This window comes from Acidobacteriota bacterium, assembly GCA_016712445.1.
Taxonomy (GTDB): Bacteria; Pseudomonadota; Alphaproteobacteria; order Caulobacterales; family Hyphomonadaceae; genus Hyphomonas.
This window is the reverse complement of the sequence record JADJRB010000001.1, coordinates 1,915,178-1,933,051: the sequence shown is the minus strand read 5'-3', so window position 1 is coordinate 1,933,051 and position 17,874 is coordinate 1,915,178. Positions and strand designations below refer to the sequence as shown.

The 17,874-nt window shown below is 65.0% G+C and carries 19 protein-coding genes; 5 read left to right on the top strand and 14 right to left on the bottom strand.

Features of this window, described 5'->3' with window-relative positions:
• Nucleotides 1-19 precede the first annotated feature (19 nt).
• Nucleotides 20-1,957 (bottom strand): TonB-dependent receptor, encoded by a 1,938-nt coding sequence (locus IPK75_09815; GenBank protein MBK8198656.1) that lies wholly within the window; start codon nt 1,955-1,957, stop codon nt 20-22.
• A gap of 185 nt (nt 1,958-2,142) precedes the next feature.
• The gene (locus IPK75_09810) at nt 2,143-3,438 is read right to left on the bottom strand and encodes a nucleoside transporter (protein ID MBK8198655.1); all 1,296 of its coding nucleotides are present in this window, start codon (nt 3,436-3,438) and stop codon (nt 2,143-2,145) included.
• 204 nt (nt 3,439-3,642) lie between these two features.
• Here IPK75_09810 and IPK75_09805 point away from each other — a divergent pair, with 204 nt between their 5' ends.
• Together IPK75_09805 and IPK75_09800 are read left to right on the top strand one after the other, a co-directional pair.
• The gene (locus tag IPK75_09805) at nt 3,643-4,818 is read left to right on the top strand and encodes a hypothetical protein (GenBank protein ID MBK8198654.1); all 1,176 of its coding nucleotides are present in this window, start codon (nt 3,643-3,645) and stop codon (nt 4,816-4,818) included.
• A gap of 75 nt (nt 4,819-4,893) precedes the next feature.
• Entirely contained in the window at nt 4,894-6,435 is a 1,542-nt protein-coding gene (locus IPK75_09800) for a peptidase S10 (protein MBK8198653.1), read from the top strand.
• Nucleotides 6,436-6,454: 19 nt separating this feature from the next.
• Here IPK75_09800 and IPK75_09795 read toward each other — a convergent pair whose 3' ends face one another.
• Entirely contained in the window at nt 6,455-6,808 is a 354-nt protein-coding gene (locus IPK75_09795) for a GIY-YIG nuclease family protein (GenBank protein MBK8198652.1), read from the bottom strand.
• A gap of 318 nt (nt 6,809-7,126) precedes the next feature.
• On the opposite strand from IPK75_09795, the gene IPK75_09790 reads away from it, so the two are divergent.
• A complete protein-coding gene (locus IPK75_09790; protein ID MBK8198651.1) occupies nt 7,127-7,696 on the top strand; it encodes a hypothetical protein in 570 nt (189 codons plus the stop codon).
• Between the two features lie 68 nt (nt 7,697-7,764).
• On the opposite strand, the gene IPK75_09785 is transcribed toward IPK75_09790, so the two are convergent.
• Nucleotides 7,765-8,133 (bottom strand): VOC family protein, encoded by a 369-nt coding sequence (locus tag IPK75_09785; protein ID MBK8198650.1) that lies wholly within the window; start codon nt 8,131-8,133, stop codon nt 7,765-7,767.
• A gap of 140 nt (nt 8,134-8,273) precedes the next feature.
• On the opposite strand from IPK75_09785, the gene IPK75_09780 reads away from it, so the two are divergent.
• The gene (locus tag IPK75_09780) at nt 8,274-9,197 is read left to right on the top strand and encodes an SDR family NAD(P)-dependent oxidoreductase (protein MBK8198649.1); all 924 of its coding nucleotides are present in this window, start codon (nt 8,274-8,276) and stop codon (nt 9,195-9,197) included.
• 55 nt (nt 9,198-9,252) lie between these two features.
• Complete coding sequence (locus IPK75_09775; protein ID MBK8198648.1) at nt 9,253-9,618, top strand: Kazal domain-containing protein; 366 nt, start codon at nt 9,253-9,255, stop codon at nt 9,616-9,618.
• A 36-nt stretch (nt 9,619-9,654) separates the two neighbouring features.
• Here IPK75_09775 and IPK75_09770 read toward each other — a convergent pair whose 3' ends face one another.
• The 10 genes from IPK75_09770 to secY all read right to left on the bottom strand — a co-directional run bounded on the left by IPK75_09770 (nt 9,655) and on the right by secY (nt 17,871).
• Nucleotides 9,655-9,864 carry a hypothetical protein gene (locus tag IPK75_09770; protein ID MBK8198647.1) on the bottom strand — a complete coding sequence of 70 codons (210 nt, stop codon included), beginning with the start codon at nt 9,862-9,864 and terminating at the stop codon, nt 9,655-9,657.
• A gap of 25 nt (nt 9,865-9,889) precedes the next feature.
• Nucleotides 9,890-10,486 carry an HD domain-containing protein gene (locus tag IPK75_09765; GenBank protein ID MBK8198646.1) on the bottom strand — a complete coding sequence of 199 codons (597 nt, stop codon included), beginning with the start codon at nt 10,484-10,486 and terminating at the stop codon, nt 9,890-9,892.
• Between the two features lie 95 nt (nt 10,487-10,581).
• Complete coding sequence (locus IPK75_09760) at nt 10,582-11,646, bottom strand: hypothetical protein (protein ID MBK8198645.1); 1,065 nt, start codon at nt 11,644-11,646, stop codon at nt 10,582-10,584.
• A gap of 256 nt (nt 11,647-11,902) precedes the next feature.
• Nucleotides 11,903-13,114, bottom strand: coding sequence for an RtcB family protein (locus IPK75_09755; protein MBK8198644.1), 1,212 nt, complete (start codon nt 13,112-13,114; stop codon nt 11,903-11,905).
• A 366-nt stretch (nt 13,115-13,480) separates the two neighbouring features.
• Nucleotides 13,481-13,900 (bottom strand): 50S ribosomal protein L17, encoded by a 420-nt coding sequence (gene rplQ, locus IPK75_09750; GenBank protein ID MBK8198643.1) that lies wholly within the window; start codon nt 13,898-13,900, stop codon nt 13,481-13,483.
• 44 nt (nt 13,901-13,944) lie between these two features.
• On the bottom strand, nt 13,945-14,973 hold the full coding sequence (locus IPK75_09745; protein ID MBK8198642.1) for a DNA-directed RNA polymerase subunit alpha: 1,029 nt from the start codon (nt 14,971-14,973) through the stop codon (nt 13,945-13,947).
• A 60-nt stretch (nt 14,974-15,033) separates the two neighbouring features.
• Complete coding sequence (rpsK, locus tag IPK75_09740; protein MBK8198641.1) at nt 15,034-15,423, bottom strand: 30S ribosomal protein S11; 390 nt, start codon at nt 15,421-15,423, stop codon at nt 15,034-15,036.
• A 12-nt stretch (nt 15,424-15,435) separates the two neighbouring features.
• Nucleotides 15,436-15,804 carry a 30S ribosomal protein S13 gene (gene rpsM / locus IPK75_09735; GenBank protein ID MBK8198640.1) on the bottom strand — a complete coding sequence of 123 codons (369 nt, stop codon included), beginning with the start codon at nt 15,802-15,804 and terminating at the stop codon, nt 15,436-15,438.
• Between the two features lie 148 nt (nt 15,805-15,952).
• A complete protein-coding gene (locus IPK75_09730) occupies nt 15,953-16,522 on the bottom strand; it encodes an adenylate kinase (GenBank protein ID MBK8198639.1) in 570 nt (189 codons plus the stop codon).
• Nucleotides 16,519-17,871: a preprotein translocase subunit SecY gene (gene secY / locus IPK75_09725; GenBank protein MBK8198638.1), complete on the bottom strand. Its 1,353-nt coding sequence runs from the start codon at nt 17,869-17,871 to the stop codon at nt 16,519-16,521. Before secY ends, IPK75_09730 begins: the two co-directional genes overlap by 4 nt.
• Nucleotides 17,872-17,874: the final 3 nt, after the last annotated feature.

Genomic DNA, 17,874 nt, shown 5'->3' with positions numbered 1-17,874 from the left:
CTCCTCGGAATTTTCTGGCTCAGAATTTCTTTTTGATGCCGAAGGTCGCGCTCAGCGGCTCTCCGGGGAAATAGCGCTCATTGCCGAAGGCCACATCGGCACGGTCGGCATAGGCCTCATCCGTCAGGTTACGGACGATCAGGTAGGCCTGAAGCGTATCCGACACATCCCAGCCCGCCCGCGCGCCAAGCACCGTATGACCGGGATAGGTCACCGTGTTGGCAGGGTCGGTGAAATATTCGCCCACATGTTCCAGCGTCAGCGACAGCTCCAGCGTTTCCAGCGCCTGCCAGTCAAGGCGCGCATCCGCCATCCATTCCGGCGCCGTGTCGATCCGGTTGCCGTCCACGATCCGCTCCAGCGCAGCCACTACCGGCCGGTTGAACGTGTAGGTCTGGTCGCTCCAGGCAACATTGCCGCCCACGCTCAGCGTCCGGGAAATCTTCAGGTCGGCCGCCGCCTCGATGCCCACATGCCGCGTTGATCCGTCCACCACGTTCAGACCGTCGGAATCCCGGAAGAAGAAGTTCTCCTTGTCCATCCAGTAGGCAGAGACCTCGTAGGAGAGGTGGTTGTACAGCGCGTCGCCGCGTATACCGATCTCGACGCTGTCCAGCGTTTCAGCCTTGATCTCGCCCGGCACCTGCAGGTTCTGCAGGCGGTAAAGGTCGGACACCTGCGGCGCACGCGCCCCGCGTGCATAGTTCGCATACAGACTGTAGGCGCCCCGGTCCCAGACCAGCCCCAGCTTGGGCGTCACGAAGCTGAAATCATCGGAGCGGTCTGCCGGCACATTGAACCGGCCATTGATGTCGGCCGGCGCGCGCGTGTCATAGGTATAGTCATGCGTCTCGCCGCGCAGGCCGGCGAGCAGGCGCAGGTCATCCGTCAACGCGATCTCGGCCTCGCTCCACAGCGCAAGCACCTGCGTATCCACAACATAGTTGTAGTGGACACCTTGAGGGAAGGCGGGGCTCGGATGCGGATTCGGCTGCACTTCCTTCAGGTAGCCCGAGGCAAAGTCCGTATCGGCGCCGAATCGCCAGTCGATGCGCCCGTCCGTGTCCAGATCATAGCGCACCATCAGGCCGCCGCCCGTATGGGCATTCTTCTCGACGCCGCCATAGGGCAGGAAGTGCTGCGAGAACACCATGCCCTGGCTGTGCAAGTTCGGCGTCAGCACCAGCCTGCCCGGCCCCAGCGCGCGCTCCAGCCGGAGAGCGGCGCGCGCCGACCAGGCATCGCGGTAGGCTTCCGGATTGGGATTCGTTTTCGCGAGGTCGCGGTCCTCATAGGCGCGCGGGCCCTGAATGAAACTTGCGGTCTCCTGGTTGAGGCTCGAGGCGGAGGCCCAGGCCGTGATGTCCCAGTCGCCCGCCGATTGGCGCGAGAGCAGGGACAGCTTCTGCTGCTGGCTGCCCGTCGCATCGCGCCAGCCCTTGTCGTCGAGCAGCGAAAGGTTCAGCCGCGTACTGTCTCCAAGGCCCACCGAGGCATCGCCGCGCCAGCGGTCCAGCGTGCTGTAGCTTCCCCGCACGAAGGCTTCGTCACCGGGCGAGGGCAGGATGACATTGACCAGTCCGTGTACGGCGTTCGAGCCATATTTCGCACTGCCCGGCCCGCGGATGATCTCGATGGCCTCGGCGATCTCCAGGTGCGGCTCGATCAGGCTGTTGACGTTGCCGAACGCAGGGGAGCGGACGGGGACACCGTTCTCGAGAATCAGGAAGCTTCCCTGCCCGGCCCCGCCGCTGAGCACCGGCGAGCGGATCGCGATCAGGTGCTCCTGCCCCGAATTCATCTGGATATTGACACCCGGCGCCTGGTTCAGAATTTCGGCGGGCCGGTCGGCCGCGGTGTCAGCGATCGTCGCGGCGTCCAGCACCGCCCGCGCGCCCGGGCTGCCCACCTTGCGATCCCCCCAGACCTCGACCGAATTCAGACGAAGATCTGCGATGATGATCGGTGCGTCCTGCGCCGTGCCCGGGCCGGGCGCGCAGCTGCCCGAACACGCGCAGGGCGGCGTCGTCACCGCTTCACATTGCGCCAGCTGGTCCTCCGTCTCCGGAACATCCTGCGCGGCGGCTGGCGGCGCAAGAGCCGCCAGGGCGGCGGCGAGCCCGAAGACCCAGTCAGCTCGCCTCACCCATGCACTCCTGCGAACAGCTGGTACGGCAACGCGCCGACGACCGCCGCCGAAAGGCACGTCGCCAGCGTGCCCGCAAGCAGCGTGCGCCAGGCGAGCGAGAGAAAGTCATCGCGCCGGTCAGGCTCCACGATCGACAGGCCGCCGATCAGGATGCCCATCGAGCCGAAATTGGCGAAGCCGCAAATGGCGTGCGCCGTGATGATCCGCGTGCGCGGGTCCATCGCATCGACCGGAATGTCCGCCAGCTGGATGAAGGCCACGAACTCGGTCAGCACGGTTTTCACGCCCATCAGCGAGCCGGACTTCGCCGCCTCGTCCCACGGCACGCCGACCATGTACATCAGCGGCGCGAAGATCCAGCCGAGGATGCGCTCGATCGACAGCGGCGCGCCGAGCACGTCCGGGAAAGCGCCGAGGCCGGCATTCACCAGCCAGAGCAGGGCAAGCGCCGCGATCAGCATGGTCGCAATGTTGAACACGATCTTCAGCCCGTCCGTCGCGCCGGTCGAGAACGCATCCATCGTCGAGGCATAATTGAAGTCCGGATTCTGCACGCGCTGGTCGGCCGGCGTCGTCTCCGGGATCATCGTCAGCGCCACGGCCACAGCGGCCGGCGCGGCCATGATCGAGGCCGTCAGCAGCTGGGCCAGCGGGTTGGCCATCTTGCCTTCCAGGAATGCTCCGTACACGACCAGCACCGAACCCGCGATGGTGGCAAAGCCCGCCGTCATCATGATCAGCAATTCAGACCGCGTCATGCCTTTCACATAGGGCCGGATCAGCACCGGCGCCTCGGTCATGCCCATGAACACGTTGGCCGACACTGCCAGCGAGGTCGCCCCGCCGAGGCCCATCGTGCGGCGGAACACCGCCGCGAAACCGTTGGTGATCCAGCGCAGGATGCGCCAGTGCCAGAGGATCGCCGACAGCGCCGCCACCACGATCACGATCGGCAGGATCTGGAAGAAGAACAGCGGCGGCGCAAACCCGCCGATCAGCTCACTCGCCGCCACGTTGTCGCCGACATAGCCGAACACGAATCCCGTGCCGGCGCGCGTCGCCGCCTGCAGGCCGCCGACCACGTCGTTCGCCTTGAACAGCACCTGGCGCACCACCGGAATGCCGAACAGGATGAGCGCGAAAGCAAACTGCATGAGCGTTGCGCCCAGCACGATCTTCCACGGGAACAGGCGCTTCTTCTCGGACAGCACCCAGCAGATCGCGTAGATCACCAGGATGCCGAGCAATGCGCGGCCATTGTCCCAACCCCATTCAAATCCTGCCGGCATCGTTCCCGCACCTCCCTGATGATGAGCGCCCGGCCAATGGCTTAGCCGCCGGGCTCCGGCTTGGAAAGCAGGCAATGCCTGCCCGCCGTCTTTCGCGCCGGGGCTGCATCACGGCGCCGCCCTAGCCCACCGGGCGAGTTGCGTTGACGCGGCGCAGGGATTGCAGGACGCCTCGTTCACCGGCTCTGGAAGGATCCCCACCCCATGCCACGGCGGGCCATATGGTTGACGGCAATCCTGCTCGCCGCCTGTTCGGCGGAAACCCCGCCCGTGCGCGCCGCGCTCGCCGGCGACCGCAGCGCCGAAACACCCGCCGCCGCGCCTGAGCGCGACCTCGCCGCCGAAGCGCGCTCTTTCTTCCTGGCCCAAGCCGAACTCCTCCTCGCCGGCGCTGACCCCGCCGCCGATCCGCACCTGTCTGACGCCCTGCGCGCCATGGGCCGCGACGACCTCGCTGGCCCCGGCGACGGCGCCCGCAACGCTTGCCCGCGCCAATGGGTCGATCCGGCCGAACTCGTCGCCCAGTCGGCCACCGGCAGCCGCATCCTCATCATCGAAAGCAACCGCCACGCCCCGGCCCAGACCGCTTTCCTCGAAACCCTCGTCCGCCGCCTCGCGCGCGATGGCTTCACCGCCTTCGCCGACGACGGGCTCACGCTCGGCCCCGCCGGGTCCGGCCATCCGGACGTGCTGCTTGTCTCCGAAGGCCTCGTCACCCGCGATCCCGGCCACGGCCGGCTGCTGCGCACCGTCAAGGCGCTCGACCTTCAGCTCGTCGATGCCGGCATCTGGTGGCGCAGCGCACGCGAGCTGTCGGAACTCCCGCCGGAGGTCCTCCTCTCGCAGCGCCAGACGGCCCTCGCCCTGCAGGTCAGCCGCCGCGCCTTCGAACGCAATCCGGATGCCCGCGTCATCATTCACACCGAACAGGCCGCCAGTCCCGACGCCGCCGCCGCCTTCAAGACCGCCGTCGCCTCGCTCACCGGGCACCACCCGCTGCTTATCGCCCTCACCGACTGCGCCTCGCCGGGCGCCGCCCCGGCCTTCCTTCCGGGCTTCGGCGACGGCGGTGGCCCCGGCGACGCCGCCGACCTCGTCTTCGCAGTGCCTCAGGCCCCCGACATCGGCGGCCGCCGCGCCGCCGGCCAGCTGCGGGCAGAGCGCCTCGTGGCGGTGCCGTCCGGCTTCCTGCCCGCCGGCCAGCCCGTGCTGGTCGAGGCGCGCCGCGACGGCGATCCCGCCCTCGCCATCCCGGAAGACCGGCTGATGCTGTTTCCCGGCGACCGGCTCCCGCTGGTGCTGCCGCCCGGAGACTACCGGATCGAAGCCTGGACCCGCGATGGCCCGCTCGCAGATCCGTTCGCGGTGGAAGTGACCTGACCGGTGTTTGACGTGCGCGCCCGACAGGGCATAGGTTTTACCTTGAAATTCAAACAACTGGAGACGGGGCAGCAAATGAAGATACGGGCAGGGATGCTGGCATTGGCCATGGCTTTCGCGCTACCGGCCTTCGCCGCGCCGGACGAGACGACGCCCGCCGCCGCCGAGAAACCCGACAAGCCGATCCCCGCGCCGCTGATGTTCCGCAGCACCCACACGGGCACCTTCGGCGGACAGAAGATCACCTACCGCGTCGAGGCCGGCGAAACCCAGATCAAGGGCGAGGACGACGAGCCCGCCGCGAGCCTCTTCACCATCTCCTACATCCGCGAGAACGCGCCCGGCCCCCGCCCCGTCTCGTTCGTGTTCAATGGCGGCCCCGGCTCGGCCTCCGTCTGGCTGCACCTCGGCCTGCTCGGCCCGAAGCGCGTCAAGGTCGCCAGCGACGCCGATGCCGATGATGGCGCCGCCCCCTATACGCTGCTCGACAACCCCCTCTCGATCCTCGACGTCACCGATCTCGTCTTCGTCGATCCCGTCGGCACCGGCTACAGCCGCACCATCGGCAAGGGCGAGGACGCGGATTACTGGAACGAAGACGGCGACGGCGCCTCGATCGCCGAACTGATCCGCATCTGGATCACCGACCACCAGCGCTGGAACGCGCCGAAATACCTGATCGGTGAAAGCTTCGGCACCACCCGCGCCGCCTATCTCGCCAACCGCATGGTCAACGGCGAAGTCGACATCGCGCTCAACGGCCTCGTTCTGATCTCGCAGGCGCTGGACTATGAAGGCTCGACCTCCGCGCACGACAACATCTATTCCTACATCACCTACCTGCCGAGCATGGCCGCCACCGCCCAGTATCACGGCAAGGCCGGCGCCGGCGTCGAGCAGGCCGCCTTCCTCGCGGACGCACGCGCCTTTGCCCGCGACGAATACGGCCCCGCCCTGATGAAAGGTGCGCAGCTGAAGCCCGCCGAACGGGCCCACATTGCGGAGCGCCTCGCCTACTTCACCGGGCTCGACCCCGCCTATATCGAGACGTCCGACCTGCGCATCCTGATGGACCGCTTCCAGAAACAGTTGCTGCGCGACAAGGGCGTCGCGCTTGGGCGGCTCGACGGGCGCTATCTCGGCGACGAGGCGGATGACGCCGCCGAAAGCCCGGCTTCCGACGTCTCCGGCTATGCCATCGGTTCGGCCTATTCGGCGTTGATGCACCACTACCTGTCCGCCGATCTCGGCGTGAAGATGGACCGACCCTACATCCTTTCCAGCGACGCGGCCGGCGAGGGCTGGAACTACCGCGACGTGCCGGAAGGCGAATACTGGGAGCCGCACTACCTCAATGTCGGGCGCCAGCTCAGCACCGCGATGCGCGTCAACACCGCGATGAAAGTCTTCGTCGCCAATGGCTTCTTCGACATGATCACGCCCTTCTTCGACGCGGAGATCACCTTCGCACGCTACGGCATCCCGCAGGACCGCGTGGCGATGACCTACTACCAGGCCGGCCACATGATGTACCTCAACGAAGGCGCCCTCTCCGCCCTCGCGGCCGACCTGCGCGCCTTCTATGCTGGCAAGCTGGAAGACTCCCGGCCAGACTAACCGGGCTTCGCCTCTCCGCTCATCCCGGCGAAAGCCGGGAACCAGGCTGGCTACGTTGCCAACGCGTCAGTTCTGTTTCTTCGGGCACCCATTCCATCATAGCGTCGAACAGGTCCTGCCAATGCGGGTTCTCGCGTTCGATCAGGACCAGCTTCCAGTTGCGCTTCCATTCCTTGATCTGACGCTCGCGCATGAAAGCCGAGTCGCGCGTATCGTGCGCCTCACACCAGACCAAACGGTTGCAGCCATACTTGCGCGCAAACCCGGGCAAGTGACCGCCGCGATGCTCCCACATACGGCGCGCAAGATCATCTGTGTGCCCCGTATAGAGCGTGCCGTTGCGCTTGTTCGTGATGATGTAGGTGTAGAACATGCGTTAGAACATATCATGAACATTGGGTGCGTAAACAAGTTTCTGGTTCCCGGCTTTCGCCGGGATGAGCGGGAAGTGAGCGCAGTCCCGTCGAAAATGAGGTGTATCCTTCGCCTTGGGTCCGCTCACCCCGGCGAAAGCCGGGAACCAGGCTGGCCCGCAAGGCTGTCCGGAGCGCTGAAACGCGTTGCACTCGTTCCGGCTTGCGCAACAGAATTGCTGCAGCCCGGAAACAAAATACCGAGCCGTATCAACACGTTGCAAAATAGTGCCGCGCCGCCAATCCGGCCGGGTCCGCAGCGGCGGTATTCTCTCCCGATGCTCCACGGCGGCCCCTCCCTCGACGAACTCTGGCGGCTGGCGGCCCGGCATCACGGCGCGCTGAAAGGCTTCGTGCTGCGCATGGCCGCCCGGTGGACCGACCCCGCCATCCGGCGCACCGCCAACCATGGCATCGCGGTCCTCACGGCAATGATCCGCCGCCTGCTCCACCTGCTCGCGCTCGAGGTCGACCTCGGCCCGCTCGCGCCCCGCGCCGCCTTGCCGCCCATCGCGCGCCTCGCGCCGCCGCGTGCGCGCCGACACAGGCTGCGTCTCGGCGATATTCCCCGCGATCGGTGCCGGCGTGACAGGAACCCTGCCGCCAACCCCGAGACGCCAGACTTCGCCCGCGCGCGTCTTCTCGAACGCCTCGCCGTGTTGGCAGACGCCTACCGCGCCCGCCACCGCATCGCCCGCCGTCTAGCGCGCCGCGCTCAGTCTGCCGCCTTGCGCCGGCGCGAACGCGCCTTGCCGCCTGCCCTCCATGTCCGCATCGCCAGCGGCTTCACGGACGTGCTGGACTATATAGATGAGGCCATCGCGTCGAAGGCGCGCGCCCCGCCATGAGCCAGGCCGCAAAGAAAATCCCTCCAGCCAGCGACCGGAGGGATCTTCGAGCTGACGGACGATCCGCCCTAGCCGAGCTTGCAGACGCAGATCTTGTTGCCGTCCGGATCACGGAAATACGCGCCGTAGAAGGTCGGCATCCGGTTGCCGGGCGCGCCTTCATCGGCGGCGCCGAGGCTGATCGCCTTGGCGTACACCTTGTCGACCGTTTCCTTGTCCTTCGCGGCCAGCGCCGGCATCACACCATTGCCGGCCGTCGCTGCGTTCTTGTCGTAGGCATCGCCGATCGCCAGCATCGGCTGGCCGGGTCCCACGCCGTAGAACTGCAGGCGGTCATTCGCGAAAAAGCGCTTGGCGCCCATTTCGCCGAGCACCGCATCATAGAATGCAAGCGCCTTCTCTTTATTGTTGGTACCGAGGGTCACATAAGCGAGCATGGTTTCCTCCCTTTTCGCTGGCGTCAGCAATCATGCCGCAGCCCGGCCAGCAAGAGGTGACGCAGCGGACATGCTTGACGTTGACGTGAACGTCTGGTGTGACACCGCCCAAATCGTCCAACCGACCCTAGGAGTTCCCCATGTCCGAGATCCGTTTTGACGGCCGCGTCGCCATCGTCACCGGCGCAGGTGGCGGCCTTGGCCGCGCCCACGCGCTTGAGCTCGCCCGTCGCGGCGCAAAAGTCGTGGTCAACGATCTCGGTGGCGCGCGCGATGGCTCCGGCGGAAGCTCGGCCGCCGCTGAAGCGGTGGTGAAGGAAATCGAAGCCTTCGGCGGCGAAGCCATCGCCAACGGCTCGTCGGTTTCGGACGTCGACGGCGTCAAGCGGATGATCGACGACACGATGGCCAAATGGGGCCGCATCGACATCCTCATCGCGAACGCCGGGATCCTGCGCGACAAGTCGTTCTCGAAAATGACGGTCGACGACATCGATCTCGTGCTCGCCGTTCACCTGCGCGGCTCGTTCCTGCCGATCCACGCCGCCTGGGACATCATGAAGGCCCAGAATTACGGCCGCATCGTCGTGACGACTTCTTCGACCGGCCTCTATGGCAACTTCGGCCAGGCCAACTATGGCGCCGCGAAACTCGGCGTGGTCGGCATGATGAATACGCTGAAAATCGAAGGCGCGAAAAACGACATCAAGATCAACGCCGTCTGCCCGATTGCTGCAACCCGCATGACCGAAGACATCATGAACGAGCAGATGCTGTCGGCGCTCAAGCCCGAATACGTGACGCCCGGCGTCATCAACCTGGTCAAGGAAGATGCCCCGACGGGCATGGTCCTGTCGGCGGGCGCAGGCGCCTTCTCGATGGCCCGCATTGTCGAAACCGCCGGCGTGTTTGTCGGTGCCGGCGACGCGCTGACGGCCGAGGCCGTTGCCGCGAAGTGGGACCAGATCACGGACGTCAATACCACCCGCCCCGCCTTCAAAGCTGGCGGCGAGCATGGCCAGAACATCTTCTCGGCCGTCGCCGCCGCGACCGCCAAGGGCTGAGGCTTGCCAAAATCGGGCGCGGGTCGCAGGCTGACCTGAAACTTGGAGGACCGCCATGCGACTCGCCCTGATTGCCCTTTCCCTGACGCTGCTTTCGGGCTGCGCCCTCTGGAAGAAGCCGGCTGAAACGGTGGAGGCCGACGCCGGAAACATCAGTCGTCCCGTCGCCGCCGCCGGCGAAATGTGTGGCGGGATAGCAGGCATCCAGTGCGCCGAAGGCCTCGCCTGCTATTTCGAGGAAGGTGCGTGCCACAAGATCGCCGATGCGGCGGGCAAATGCGCGGCTGCGCCCACAATCTGCACACGGGAATACATGCCGGTCTGCGGCTGTGACGGAGAGACCTACAGCAATCGCTGCGAAGCCCGCGCACGCGGGGCCAGTGTCGCTTATGTCGGAGAATGCCCCGAAAGCGGCAGCTGATTTTCCGAATGAAATCCGGGCGCTTGGGCCGGAAGCTCAGGAATTGCACGCTTCGCCATCGACCGGTTCGGGTTTGCGGCGACGTGTTTCGTCAGGCAGCCGGTCCAGCCTGCTCCGTTCGGTTGGCAAGATCGGACCGCCATCGTCATCATCCCGCCCGTCATCGCGCGGCGGAGGGCGGTTCCGGGTCGAAAACGCATAGAAGACCGCGGCGACAAGCAGGGCAAGGACGAGAAATTTCAGCATCGCGCCCTTGCCCGGTCACATCAGGTTATTTCTGCATTGCCTTGAGATACATCGAGTTCTTCGGCGCAGCGAACAGGCGCTCCACCATCGGGATGAAGAATTCGAGCGGCTCGCTCTCATAGTCCGGATCGAACGCCGCCTGGTCGTAGAGATGGCAGAACTGCGCGCAGTATTCGAAGTGCGGGCTGTCGCGGAACTGGTCGCGCATGTTCCGGTCGAGGCCGAGATGGTGGAAGAAGTAATAGCCCTGGAACGCGCCGTGATTGGCGACCATCCAGAGATTGGCCTCCGACACGAAGGGCTTCAGGATCGCGGCGGCCACATCCGGGTGATTGAAGCTGCCGAGCGTATCGCCAATATCGTGCAGCAGGGCGCAGACCACATATTCTTCATCCCGGCCATCTCGATGAGCGCGGGTCGCCGTTTGAAGCGAGTGGGTGAGCCGGTCGACCGGAAAACCACCGTAATCGCCATCAAGCAGCTTGAGGTGATCGATCACACGCTTGGCGAGCCCCTTGTTGAAGCCCTTGGCGTGCTCGGCGATGATGTCCCAGTCTTCCTTCGTGCCCTCCAGCATTTCCCGGAACTGTGCGTGTTCGCCAACCTTGTGACCGTCTGCCATGTCGTTTCCTCCGTTGCCGAAGAGACTAACGCGGAATGAAGGCGGTGCAAAGCAGGAGCCCCGGGGCAATGCCCCGGAGCTCCCCATCTTTGACGTCAGTCCCAGAGGTTTCCGAGACCGAGCTGCGAGCGCCAGCTGACCGGCTGGGCCGGTGCCACATTCGCCGGCGTGTCGTCGGCGCGGTCTTCGAGGCGCCGGTGGAGCCAGCCCCAGGATTCACCGGTGCGGACACCTGCTTCACGAACGGCCACGACAATTGCCATCAGGGCCTCGTCGCCGAGGTCAATGTTGTCGCGCCCACGCGCTTCGGCAAGTCGCCAACCGGCGGGGTCATGACGAAGTGCCACGGCGGCTGGTCCGCCTTCACCTCGCCAGATGAACACCGCCATCCGGCCCGAAGCGATGTCGACCACAAAGTCCCGCAGGCAGTTGCGGAACTCGAGGGCCGTCGCCGCGAGCAGGTTGAGGCGGCCAACCAACTGGAATGGCGGCGGCAGCATCGGCGCCGCCGGCGTGACGGCGAACGCTTTCGGCGCGATCACCTCGCGAGCCATTTCGAACAGCGCCGCCCGGCCGGGAGCCCGGCCAAAACGCTGTGCGAGTTCGCCGCTTGATGCCTCGCCCCGCACCCGAAGGGCGATTGCCCAGGCGGCTGCAAGGTCGGCCACGGCTGCTTCGTCCGCACCCAGATGGGTTACGATCGAAGCCTGGCGGAGCGGCGGCGGCAAGGCCGCCACAACCGCCAGCGTGGCGGGCTGCAAGGCTTTCATGTGCCGGATGAGGACGCAGGCCTCGGCCTCGCCAAACAGGGCGAGGAAGCGGCTGTAATCCTCCGCCGGCCACAGGACTTCGCCCATTCGGCCGAGGGCTTTCATCAAGCCGCCCGGCGCATCATGGCCGAAAAGTTCGGCCGCGAGGTCGCCGTCGCGGGCCCGTGCGACCATCCATTCGACATGCGCCGGCGAACTGTCCGGGCGGCTGGCGAGGATGGCGGCCGCATGGCGGCGTGCAGCCGGGAGCGCGAGGAATTCCCCGTGCGGCGCCGGCCAAAGGCGTGCAATTGCCTCCGCGTGCTCCCCTGCAAGGAAAGCAAGCAGCGGCGAAACCGGCTGTACACGAACTTTCCCGTGCATGGCCGGAAGGGTCATGGGCGTGCCCATGATCCACCTCCTTCTACTTTCATCAGGACGCGGAAGGCCAATGGCCGCGCGCCGCTCAGTTGCGATTCAGGATCGTCAGGCGGCGCCCGGCAAACGCGCGGGAGCCGCTGACAGCGCTCCCCGGTTTGAAGGGGAGCAGGTATGTATCTCGATACTCTGCTTCATCTTGTGTTCCATTGTTGGTCTGAAGGGCGATCCGTCTACGGATGGATCGCCCTTCAGCGAAGCGGCGTAATGCCGGAGGTGCGGCAAGTTGTCAACCTTTAACACAAACAACCTGTTTCAGCGTGTGGACGACGTCCACGAGATCCGCCTGCGCACCCATGACGGCGTCGATGTCCTTGTAGGCCATCGGCGTTTCGTCGATCACGCCTGCGTCCTTGCGGCATTCCACGCCCGCCGTGGCGGCGATGTGGTCGTCCAGCGTGAAGGTGCGCTTGGCTTCGGCGCGGCTCATCGTGCGCCCTGCCCCGTGGGAGCAGGAGCAGAACGAGTCTGCGTTGCCCTTCCCGCGCACGATGAAGGACTTCGCCCCCATCGAGCCCGGGATGATGCCAAACTCACCTTTGCCGGCGCGCACGGCGCCTTTCCGGGTGACCCAGACATCGGCGCCGAAGTGATGCTCCCGCTCCACATAGTTGTGGTGGCAGTTCACTGCGGACTTCTCCAGCGTGAAAGCCGGCAGCACCTCGCGCATGGCCATCAGCACACGGTCCATCATCACTTCGCGGTTGAGACGGGCATAGTCCTGCGCCCAGCCGACGGCTTCCACATAGTCCGTGAAGAGATCTTCGCCCTCCACGAAGAAGGCGAGATCCTTGTCCGGCACGTGGTAGCCGAGCACCCGCTTCTCCAGCGCCTCACGGGCTTCCTGGATGAAGTAGGTGCCGAGGATGTTGCCGGTTCCGCGCGAGCCCGAATGCAGCATCACCCAGACACGGGCCTCCTCGTCGAGGCAGAGCTCGATGAAGTGGTTGCCGCCGCCGAGCGTGCCGAGCTGCTTCGCGAACATCGTGCGCTGGATGCGCTTGTGTTTCGCGAGCACCTTGTCGAGACGCTCATGCAGCCCCGAATTGCGCAGCGCAGTCGCCGCGCGCGCCGGGGTGTCCTTGTGGTTGCCGCCCGGGCCGTTGCCCACCGGCACCTTGCGTTCGATCTGATCACGGACGGCCGCGAGGCTGTCCGGCAGGTCGTTAGCCGTGAGGCTGGTGCGCATTGCCATCATGCCGCAACCGATATCGACGCCGACCGCGGCCGGAATGATCGCGCCCCTGGTCGGGATCACCGAGCCCACAGTTGCGCCGCGCCCGAAATGAACATCCGGCATCACCGCAAGGTGCGAATGCACGAACGGCAGGCCGGCGACATTCTCCAGCTGCTCGCGCGCGGCCTCTTCGACGGCCACGCCCTTCACCCAGGCCTTGATGCGCCCGCCAGCAAAGGATTCGAAGGCTTCAAACTCTTCCATCGTATTCCAGCTTCCTCCCGGAAGCTCCTCCTGTTCAAGCCCTCCGCGCGGCCCCATCCGGTTTCCAGACATGAAAAAACCCTCCGGGCGAAACGCGCGGAGGGCGGCAAAAGACCCGTCAGGGCCCCGGGACTGATCGTCAGCCCCTATCCAGCAACCTCCATGCGGAAACGCGCACGACCTGTCTCGCAGGCCGCGCCTTTTCCTGGCTGAAATAGGTACCGGCAGGACATCTGCGGGCGCTCCGTTGCTGAATGGAGGCGCCGTATGATGGAAACGGATTCCGGCGTCAACCGGAAAAACGAAACGCCCCGGAGGATCTCTCCGGGGCGCACTGATTTCCTTGCGGAAAAATCCTTGGGCGGATTATTCGCCGGCTTCGAGCTCAGCCTCGTGGCGGGCCTTGTCGGCGGCGCCTTTGGCGGTCTCGTCGCGGTCGACCAGCTCGAGCACGGCGATCGGGGCGTTGTCGCCCTGACGGAAGCCGGCTTTCAGGACGCGGGTGTAGCCGCCATTGCGGTTCTTGTAACGGTCGCCCATCACGTCGAACAGCTTGCGGACAGCGTCCTCGTTGCGGACGGTCGAGATCGCCTGACGGCGTGCGGCCAGGTCGCCCTTCTTGGCCAGCGTGACGAGCTTGTCCATGATCGGCGCCATTTCCTTCGCTTTCGGAAGGGTGGTGACGATCTGCTCGTGCTCGATCAGGCTCGCCGCCATGTTGGCGAACATCGCCTTGCGGTGCGAGGTGGTCTTGTTGAGCTTGCGGTGTGCAACTTGGTGGCGCATGGCGGTTTCCTTCCGAGGTGGTCAAGCCCCGGTCATATACTGGGCTAGATGTGGTCGTCGTATTTCTTGGCGAGGCCTTCGATGTCTTCCGGCGGCCAGTCCGGCACTTCCATGCCGAGGTGCAGGCCCATGCCGGCGAGAACTTCCTTGATCTCGTTCAGCGACTTGCGGCCGAAGTTCGGGGTACGGAGCATTTCCGCTTCCGACTTCTGGATGAGGTCGCCGATGTAAACGATGTTATCGTTCTTCAGGCAGTTTGCCGAACGCACCGACAGCTCAAGCTCGTCGACCTTCTTGAGGAGAACCGGGTTGAAGCCCAGGTCCGTCTCGTCGGCCGAACCGCCGGTTTCGAGGGTCGGCTCTTCGAAGTTGATGAACAGCTGGAGCTGGTCCTGCAGGATGCGCGCGGCATAGGCCACGGCGTCTTCCGGCGAGACCGAACCATCGGTTTCAACGTCGAGGGTCAGCTTGTCATAGTCGAGCACGGTGCCTTCGCGCGTGTCTTCGACCTGGTAGCCGACGCGGCGGACCGGCGAATAGATCGCGTCGATTGGGATATAGCCGATGGGCGCGTCTTCCGGACGGTGCGAATCGGCGGCGACATAGCCCTTGCCGGTCGCGATGGTGAATTCCATGCGGACTTCGGCGCCGCCGTCCAGCGTGCAGATCACGTGGTCGGGGTTCAGGATCTTCACGTCGCCCGAGGTTTCGATCTGGCCGGCTTTGACTTCGCCCGGGCCTTTCGCGCGAAGCACCATGCGCTTCGGCGTTTCCGATTCCATGAAGATGGCGACCTGCTTCAGGTTCAGCACGATCGTCGTGACGTCTTCGCGAACGCCCGGAATGGCCGAGAATTCGTGGACGACGCCGTCGATCTGCACGCCGATGATGGCGGCGCCTTGCAGCGAGGACAGGAGAACGCGGCGCAGGGCGTTGCCCAGCGTCGTGCCGTAGCCGCGCTCGAGCGGCTCGACGACGAGCTTGGCCTTGCGCTTGGAGTCGTAGCCGGCCTGGACGACAGGGCGGTTCGGACGGATCAGCACTTTCCAGTTGCGGTCATTCACGTTGGTCATTCGGTTTCCTCGGAGGGAACGCCGCGCCATTGGAGGCGCAGCAAGGGGTATCGTTCGAAACTAGACGCGGCGGCGTTTCGGCGGGCGGCAGCCGTTGTGCGGGATCGGCGTCGTATCGTTGATGGCGGTGACGGTCAGGCCGGCAGCCTGCAGGGCACGCAGGGCGCTCTCACGGCCCGAACCCGGACCGCGCACGCGCACTTCAACCGTCTGGAGGCCATGCTCCTTGGCTTTCTTTGCAGCGTCTTCAGCAGCCATCTGGGCGGCGTAAGGCGTCGACTTGCGCGAGCCCTTGAAGTCCATGACGCCCGACGACGACCAGGAGATGGTGTTGCCTTGCGCGTCGGTGATGGTGACCATCGTGTTGTTGAAGCTCGAGTTGACGTGAACAACACCCGAGGTGATGTTCTTGCGCTCTCTGCGGCGGATACGGTTTGCTTCGCGGGCCATGGGGGTTCAGTCCTACTTCTTCTTGCCGGCGATCGGCTTGGCCGGGCCCTTGCGGGTGCGGGCGTTGGTGTGGGTACGCTGGCCGCGGACCGGGAGTTTCTTGCGGTGACGCAGGCCGCGGTAGCAGCCGAGGTCCATCAGGCGCTTGATGTTCATCGACGTCTCGCGGCGCAGGTCGCCCTCGACCATGTAGTCGGCATCGATCGTTTCACGGATCTTGATGACTTCTGCGTCGGTCAGCTGGTTGACCCGGCGCGATTCCTCGACGCCGACCTTGTCGCAGATCTCCTTGGCGAAGGCCGGGCCGATGCCATGGATGTAGCGCAGCGCGATGATGACGCGCTTGTTAGTCGGAATGTTTACGCCTGCAATACGGGCCAAAGCCGTTTCTCCTCAAGCGGATGATCAAACATGAAATGCGCGCCAGCCGGGTGAACTACCCGTCGCGCGCACCGGCGGTTAAGCCTGAAGCTAAGAAACGAGGCTTATAGCCGCGCTTTTTCGCCCGTCAACAGAAGAACTGTGCGGTTCAGGCCGATTGTTTCAGGGCCGCATCAATTGCTGCGGCGACCTCCTCGATTGACCCCATCCCGTCGACTTCAACGAGAACGCCGCGTTCCGCATAAAGCGGGACCAGCGGGGCCGTATCTTCGTAATATCGCTCGAGTCGGCGGGAAAAAGTGGCCGGATTGTCGTCCGCCCTTCCCTGTTCCTCGAAGCGTTTGGTGACTCGGGCGAGCAGACGTTCATCGTCCACCCGCATGCGGATCACCAGATTAACCTGTTCATCCCGCGATTGCAGCAGGCGGTCCAGGGCCTCGGCCTGCCCGATGGTGCGGGGAAAGCCGTCAAAAATGAAGCCCGGCGCGCCGGCGCGGGCTGTAAGCTGTTCGGCGATCAGGTCGATCACGATCTCGTCCGAGACCAGACCACCCTCGTCCATGATACGGGCGACCCGGGTGCCGAGCTCGGAGCCGGAGGCCCGGGCGGCGCGCAGCATGTCGCCGGTGGACAGCTGAACGAAACCGCGACCTTCAACAAGCCGCTTGGCCTGCGTTCCCTTGCCGGCCGCAGGCGGTCCAAACAGGATCAGATTCACTTACGCTTGCCCCCGAGCTTCGACTTCTTGATCATTCCCTCATACTGGTGGGCAATCAAGTGCGACTGAATCTGCGTGACCGTGTCCATGGTGACCGAAACCACGATCAGCAGCGAGGTGCCGCCGATGTAGAACGGGATCTGCGGGAAATAGCGGCGCAGCAGTTCCGGCAGGATACAGATGAAGAGCAGGTAGAGCGAACCGATGGTGGTGAGGCGGGTCAGCACGTAGTCGATGTAGGCGGCGGTATTGGAGCCCGGACGGATGCCCGGGATGAAACCGCCATACTTGCGCAGGTTGTCCGCAGTTTCCTGCGGATTGAACATAATCGACGTGTAGAAGAACGAGAAGAACAACACGAACACCGAATAGGTGATGATGTAGGCCCATGAGCCCGGCGAGAAGTTCGCCGCGAGCCAGCCGAGCGCGCCGGAGGCGACATTGGTGTTCTCTGCGGCGTTTCCGCCAAGGAAGCCGACGGCCGTGAGCGGCAGCATCAGCAGCGCGCTGGCGAAGATCGGGGGGATGACGCCTGCGGTGTTGATCTTCAGCGGCAGGAAGCTGCGCTGGCCCTGGGCAAAGCCCTGGCTCTGCTGGCGCTTGGGGTAATGGATGATCAGGCGGCGCTGCGAGCGTTCCATGAACACGATGAACACGATCAGGCCCAGCAGCATCACAACGATGGCGAGGATGAAACCGATGTCCACCGACGTGGTGCGCGCCTGCGCGACGAGGTTGTAGATCGCGCGCGGAAGCTCGGCGACGATGCCGGCGAAGATGATCAGCGAGATACCGTTGCCGATGCCGCGGGCGGTGATCTGCTCACCCATCCACATCAGCAGCATGGTGCCGCCGGTCAGCGTGACGACGCCGGTGAGGATGAAGAACCAGGAGGAAATGCCTTCAAGCCGGACCGCCGCGAGGCCGCCCGAGATGGCGAAGGACTGCACCAGCGCGAAAACCAGCGTCAGGTAGCGGGTGTACTGGTTGATCTGCTTGCGGCCGGCTTCGCCTTCCTTCTTGAGCTTTTCAAGCGTGGGCGAGGCGGTCGTCATCATCTGGATGATGATCGAGGCCGTGATGTAGGGCATGACGTTGAGGGCGAAGATGCCCATGCGCTCGACCGCGCCGCCGGCAAACAGGTTCATGGAGCCGAGAATGCCGCCCGCCTGGCTCTGGAAGAGGCTGGCGTACTGGGCCGGGTCGAGGCCCGGCAGCGGAATGAACGTGCCGAGACGGTAGAGGACCAGGATACCTAACGTGAAAAGGATCCGCGCCTGCAGGTCCTTGGCTTTCGCAAACGTCCCGAAATTGAGATTGCGGGCCATTTGTTCGGCAGCATTCGCCATCGG

What these genes read in the sequence shown, in the direction of transcription:
- rpsK (MBK8198641.1), bottom strand. Translation starts at nt 15,423, where the DNA reads ATGGCCCGCGAAGCAAACCGTATCCGCCGCAGAGAGCGCAAGAACATC.
- IPK75_09755 (MBK8198644.1), bottom strand. Translation starts at nt 13,114, where the DNA reads ATGGAAGAGTTTGAAGCCTTCGAATCCTTTGCTGGCGGGCGCATCAAG.
- IPK75_09785 (MBK8198650.1), bottom strand. Translation starts at nt 8,133, where the DNA reads ATGCTCGCTTATGTGACCCTCGGTACCAACAATAAAGAGAAGGCGCTT.
- IPK75_09810 (MBK8198655.1), bottom strand. Translation starts at nt 3,438, where the DNA reads ATGCCGGCAGGATTTGAATGGGGTTGGGACAATGGCCGCGCATTGCTC.
- secY (MBK8198638.1), bottom strand. Translation starts at nt 17,871, where the DNA reads ATGGCGAATGCTGCCGAACAAATGGCCCGCAATCTCAATTTCGGGACG.
- IPK75_09780 (MBK8198649.1), top strand. Translation starts at nt 8,274, where the DNA reads ATGTCCGAGATCCGTTTTGACGGCCGCGTCGCCATCGTCACCGGCGCA.
- IPK75_09805 (MBK8198654.1), top strand. Translation starts at nt 3,643, where the DNA reads ATGCCACGGCGGGCCATATGGTTGACGGCAATCCTGCTCGCCGCCTGT.
- IPK75_09800 (MBK8198653.1), top strand. Translation starts at nt 4,894, where the DNA reads ATGAAGATACGGGCAGGGATGCTGGCATTGGCCATGGCTTTCGCGCTA.
- IPK75_09795 (MBK8198652.1), bottom strand. Translation starts at nt 6,808, where the DNA reads ATGTTCTACACCTACATCATCACGAACAAGCGCAACGGCACGCTCTAT.
- IPK75_09765 (MBK8198646.1), bottom strand. Translation starts at nt 10,486, where the DNA reads ATGGCAGACGGTCACAAGGTTGGCGAACACGCACAGTTCCGGGAAATG.
- IPK75_09770 (MBK8198647.1), bottom strand. Translation starts at nt 9,864, where the DNA reads ATGCTGAAATTTCTCGTCCTTGCCCTGCTTGTCGCCGCGGTCTTCTAT.
- rplQ (MBK8198643.1), bottom strand. Translation starts at nt 13,900, where the DNA reads ATGCGCCACCAAGTTGCACACCGCAAGCTCAACAAGACCACCTCGCAC.
- IPK75_09775 (MBK8198648.1), top strand. Translation starts at nt 9,253, where the DNA reads ATGCGACTCGCCCTGATTGCCCTTTCCCTGACGCTGCTTTCGGGCTGC.
- IPK75_09745 (MBK8198642.1), bottom strand. Translation starts at nt 14,973, where the DNA reads ATGACCAACGTGAATGACCGCAACTGGAAAGTGCTGATCCGTCCGAAC.
- IPK75_09790 (MBK8198651.1), top strand. Translation starts at nt 7,127, where the DNA reads ATGCTCCACGGCGGCCCCTCCCTCGACGAACTCTGGCGGCTGGCGGCC.
- IPK75_09760 (MBK8198645.1), bottom strand. Translation starts at nt 11,646, where the DNA reads ATGGGCACGCCCATGACCCTTCCGGCCATGCACGGGAAAGTTCGTGTA.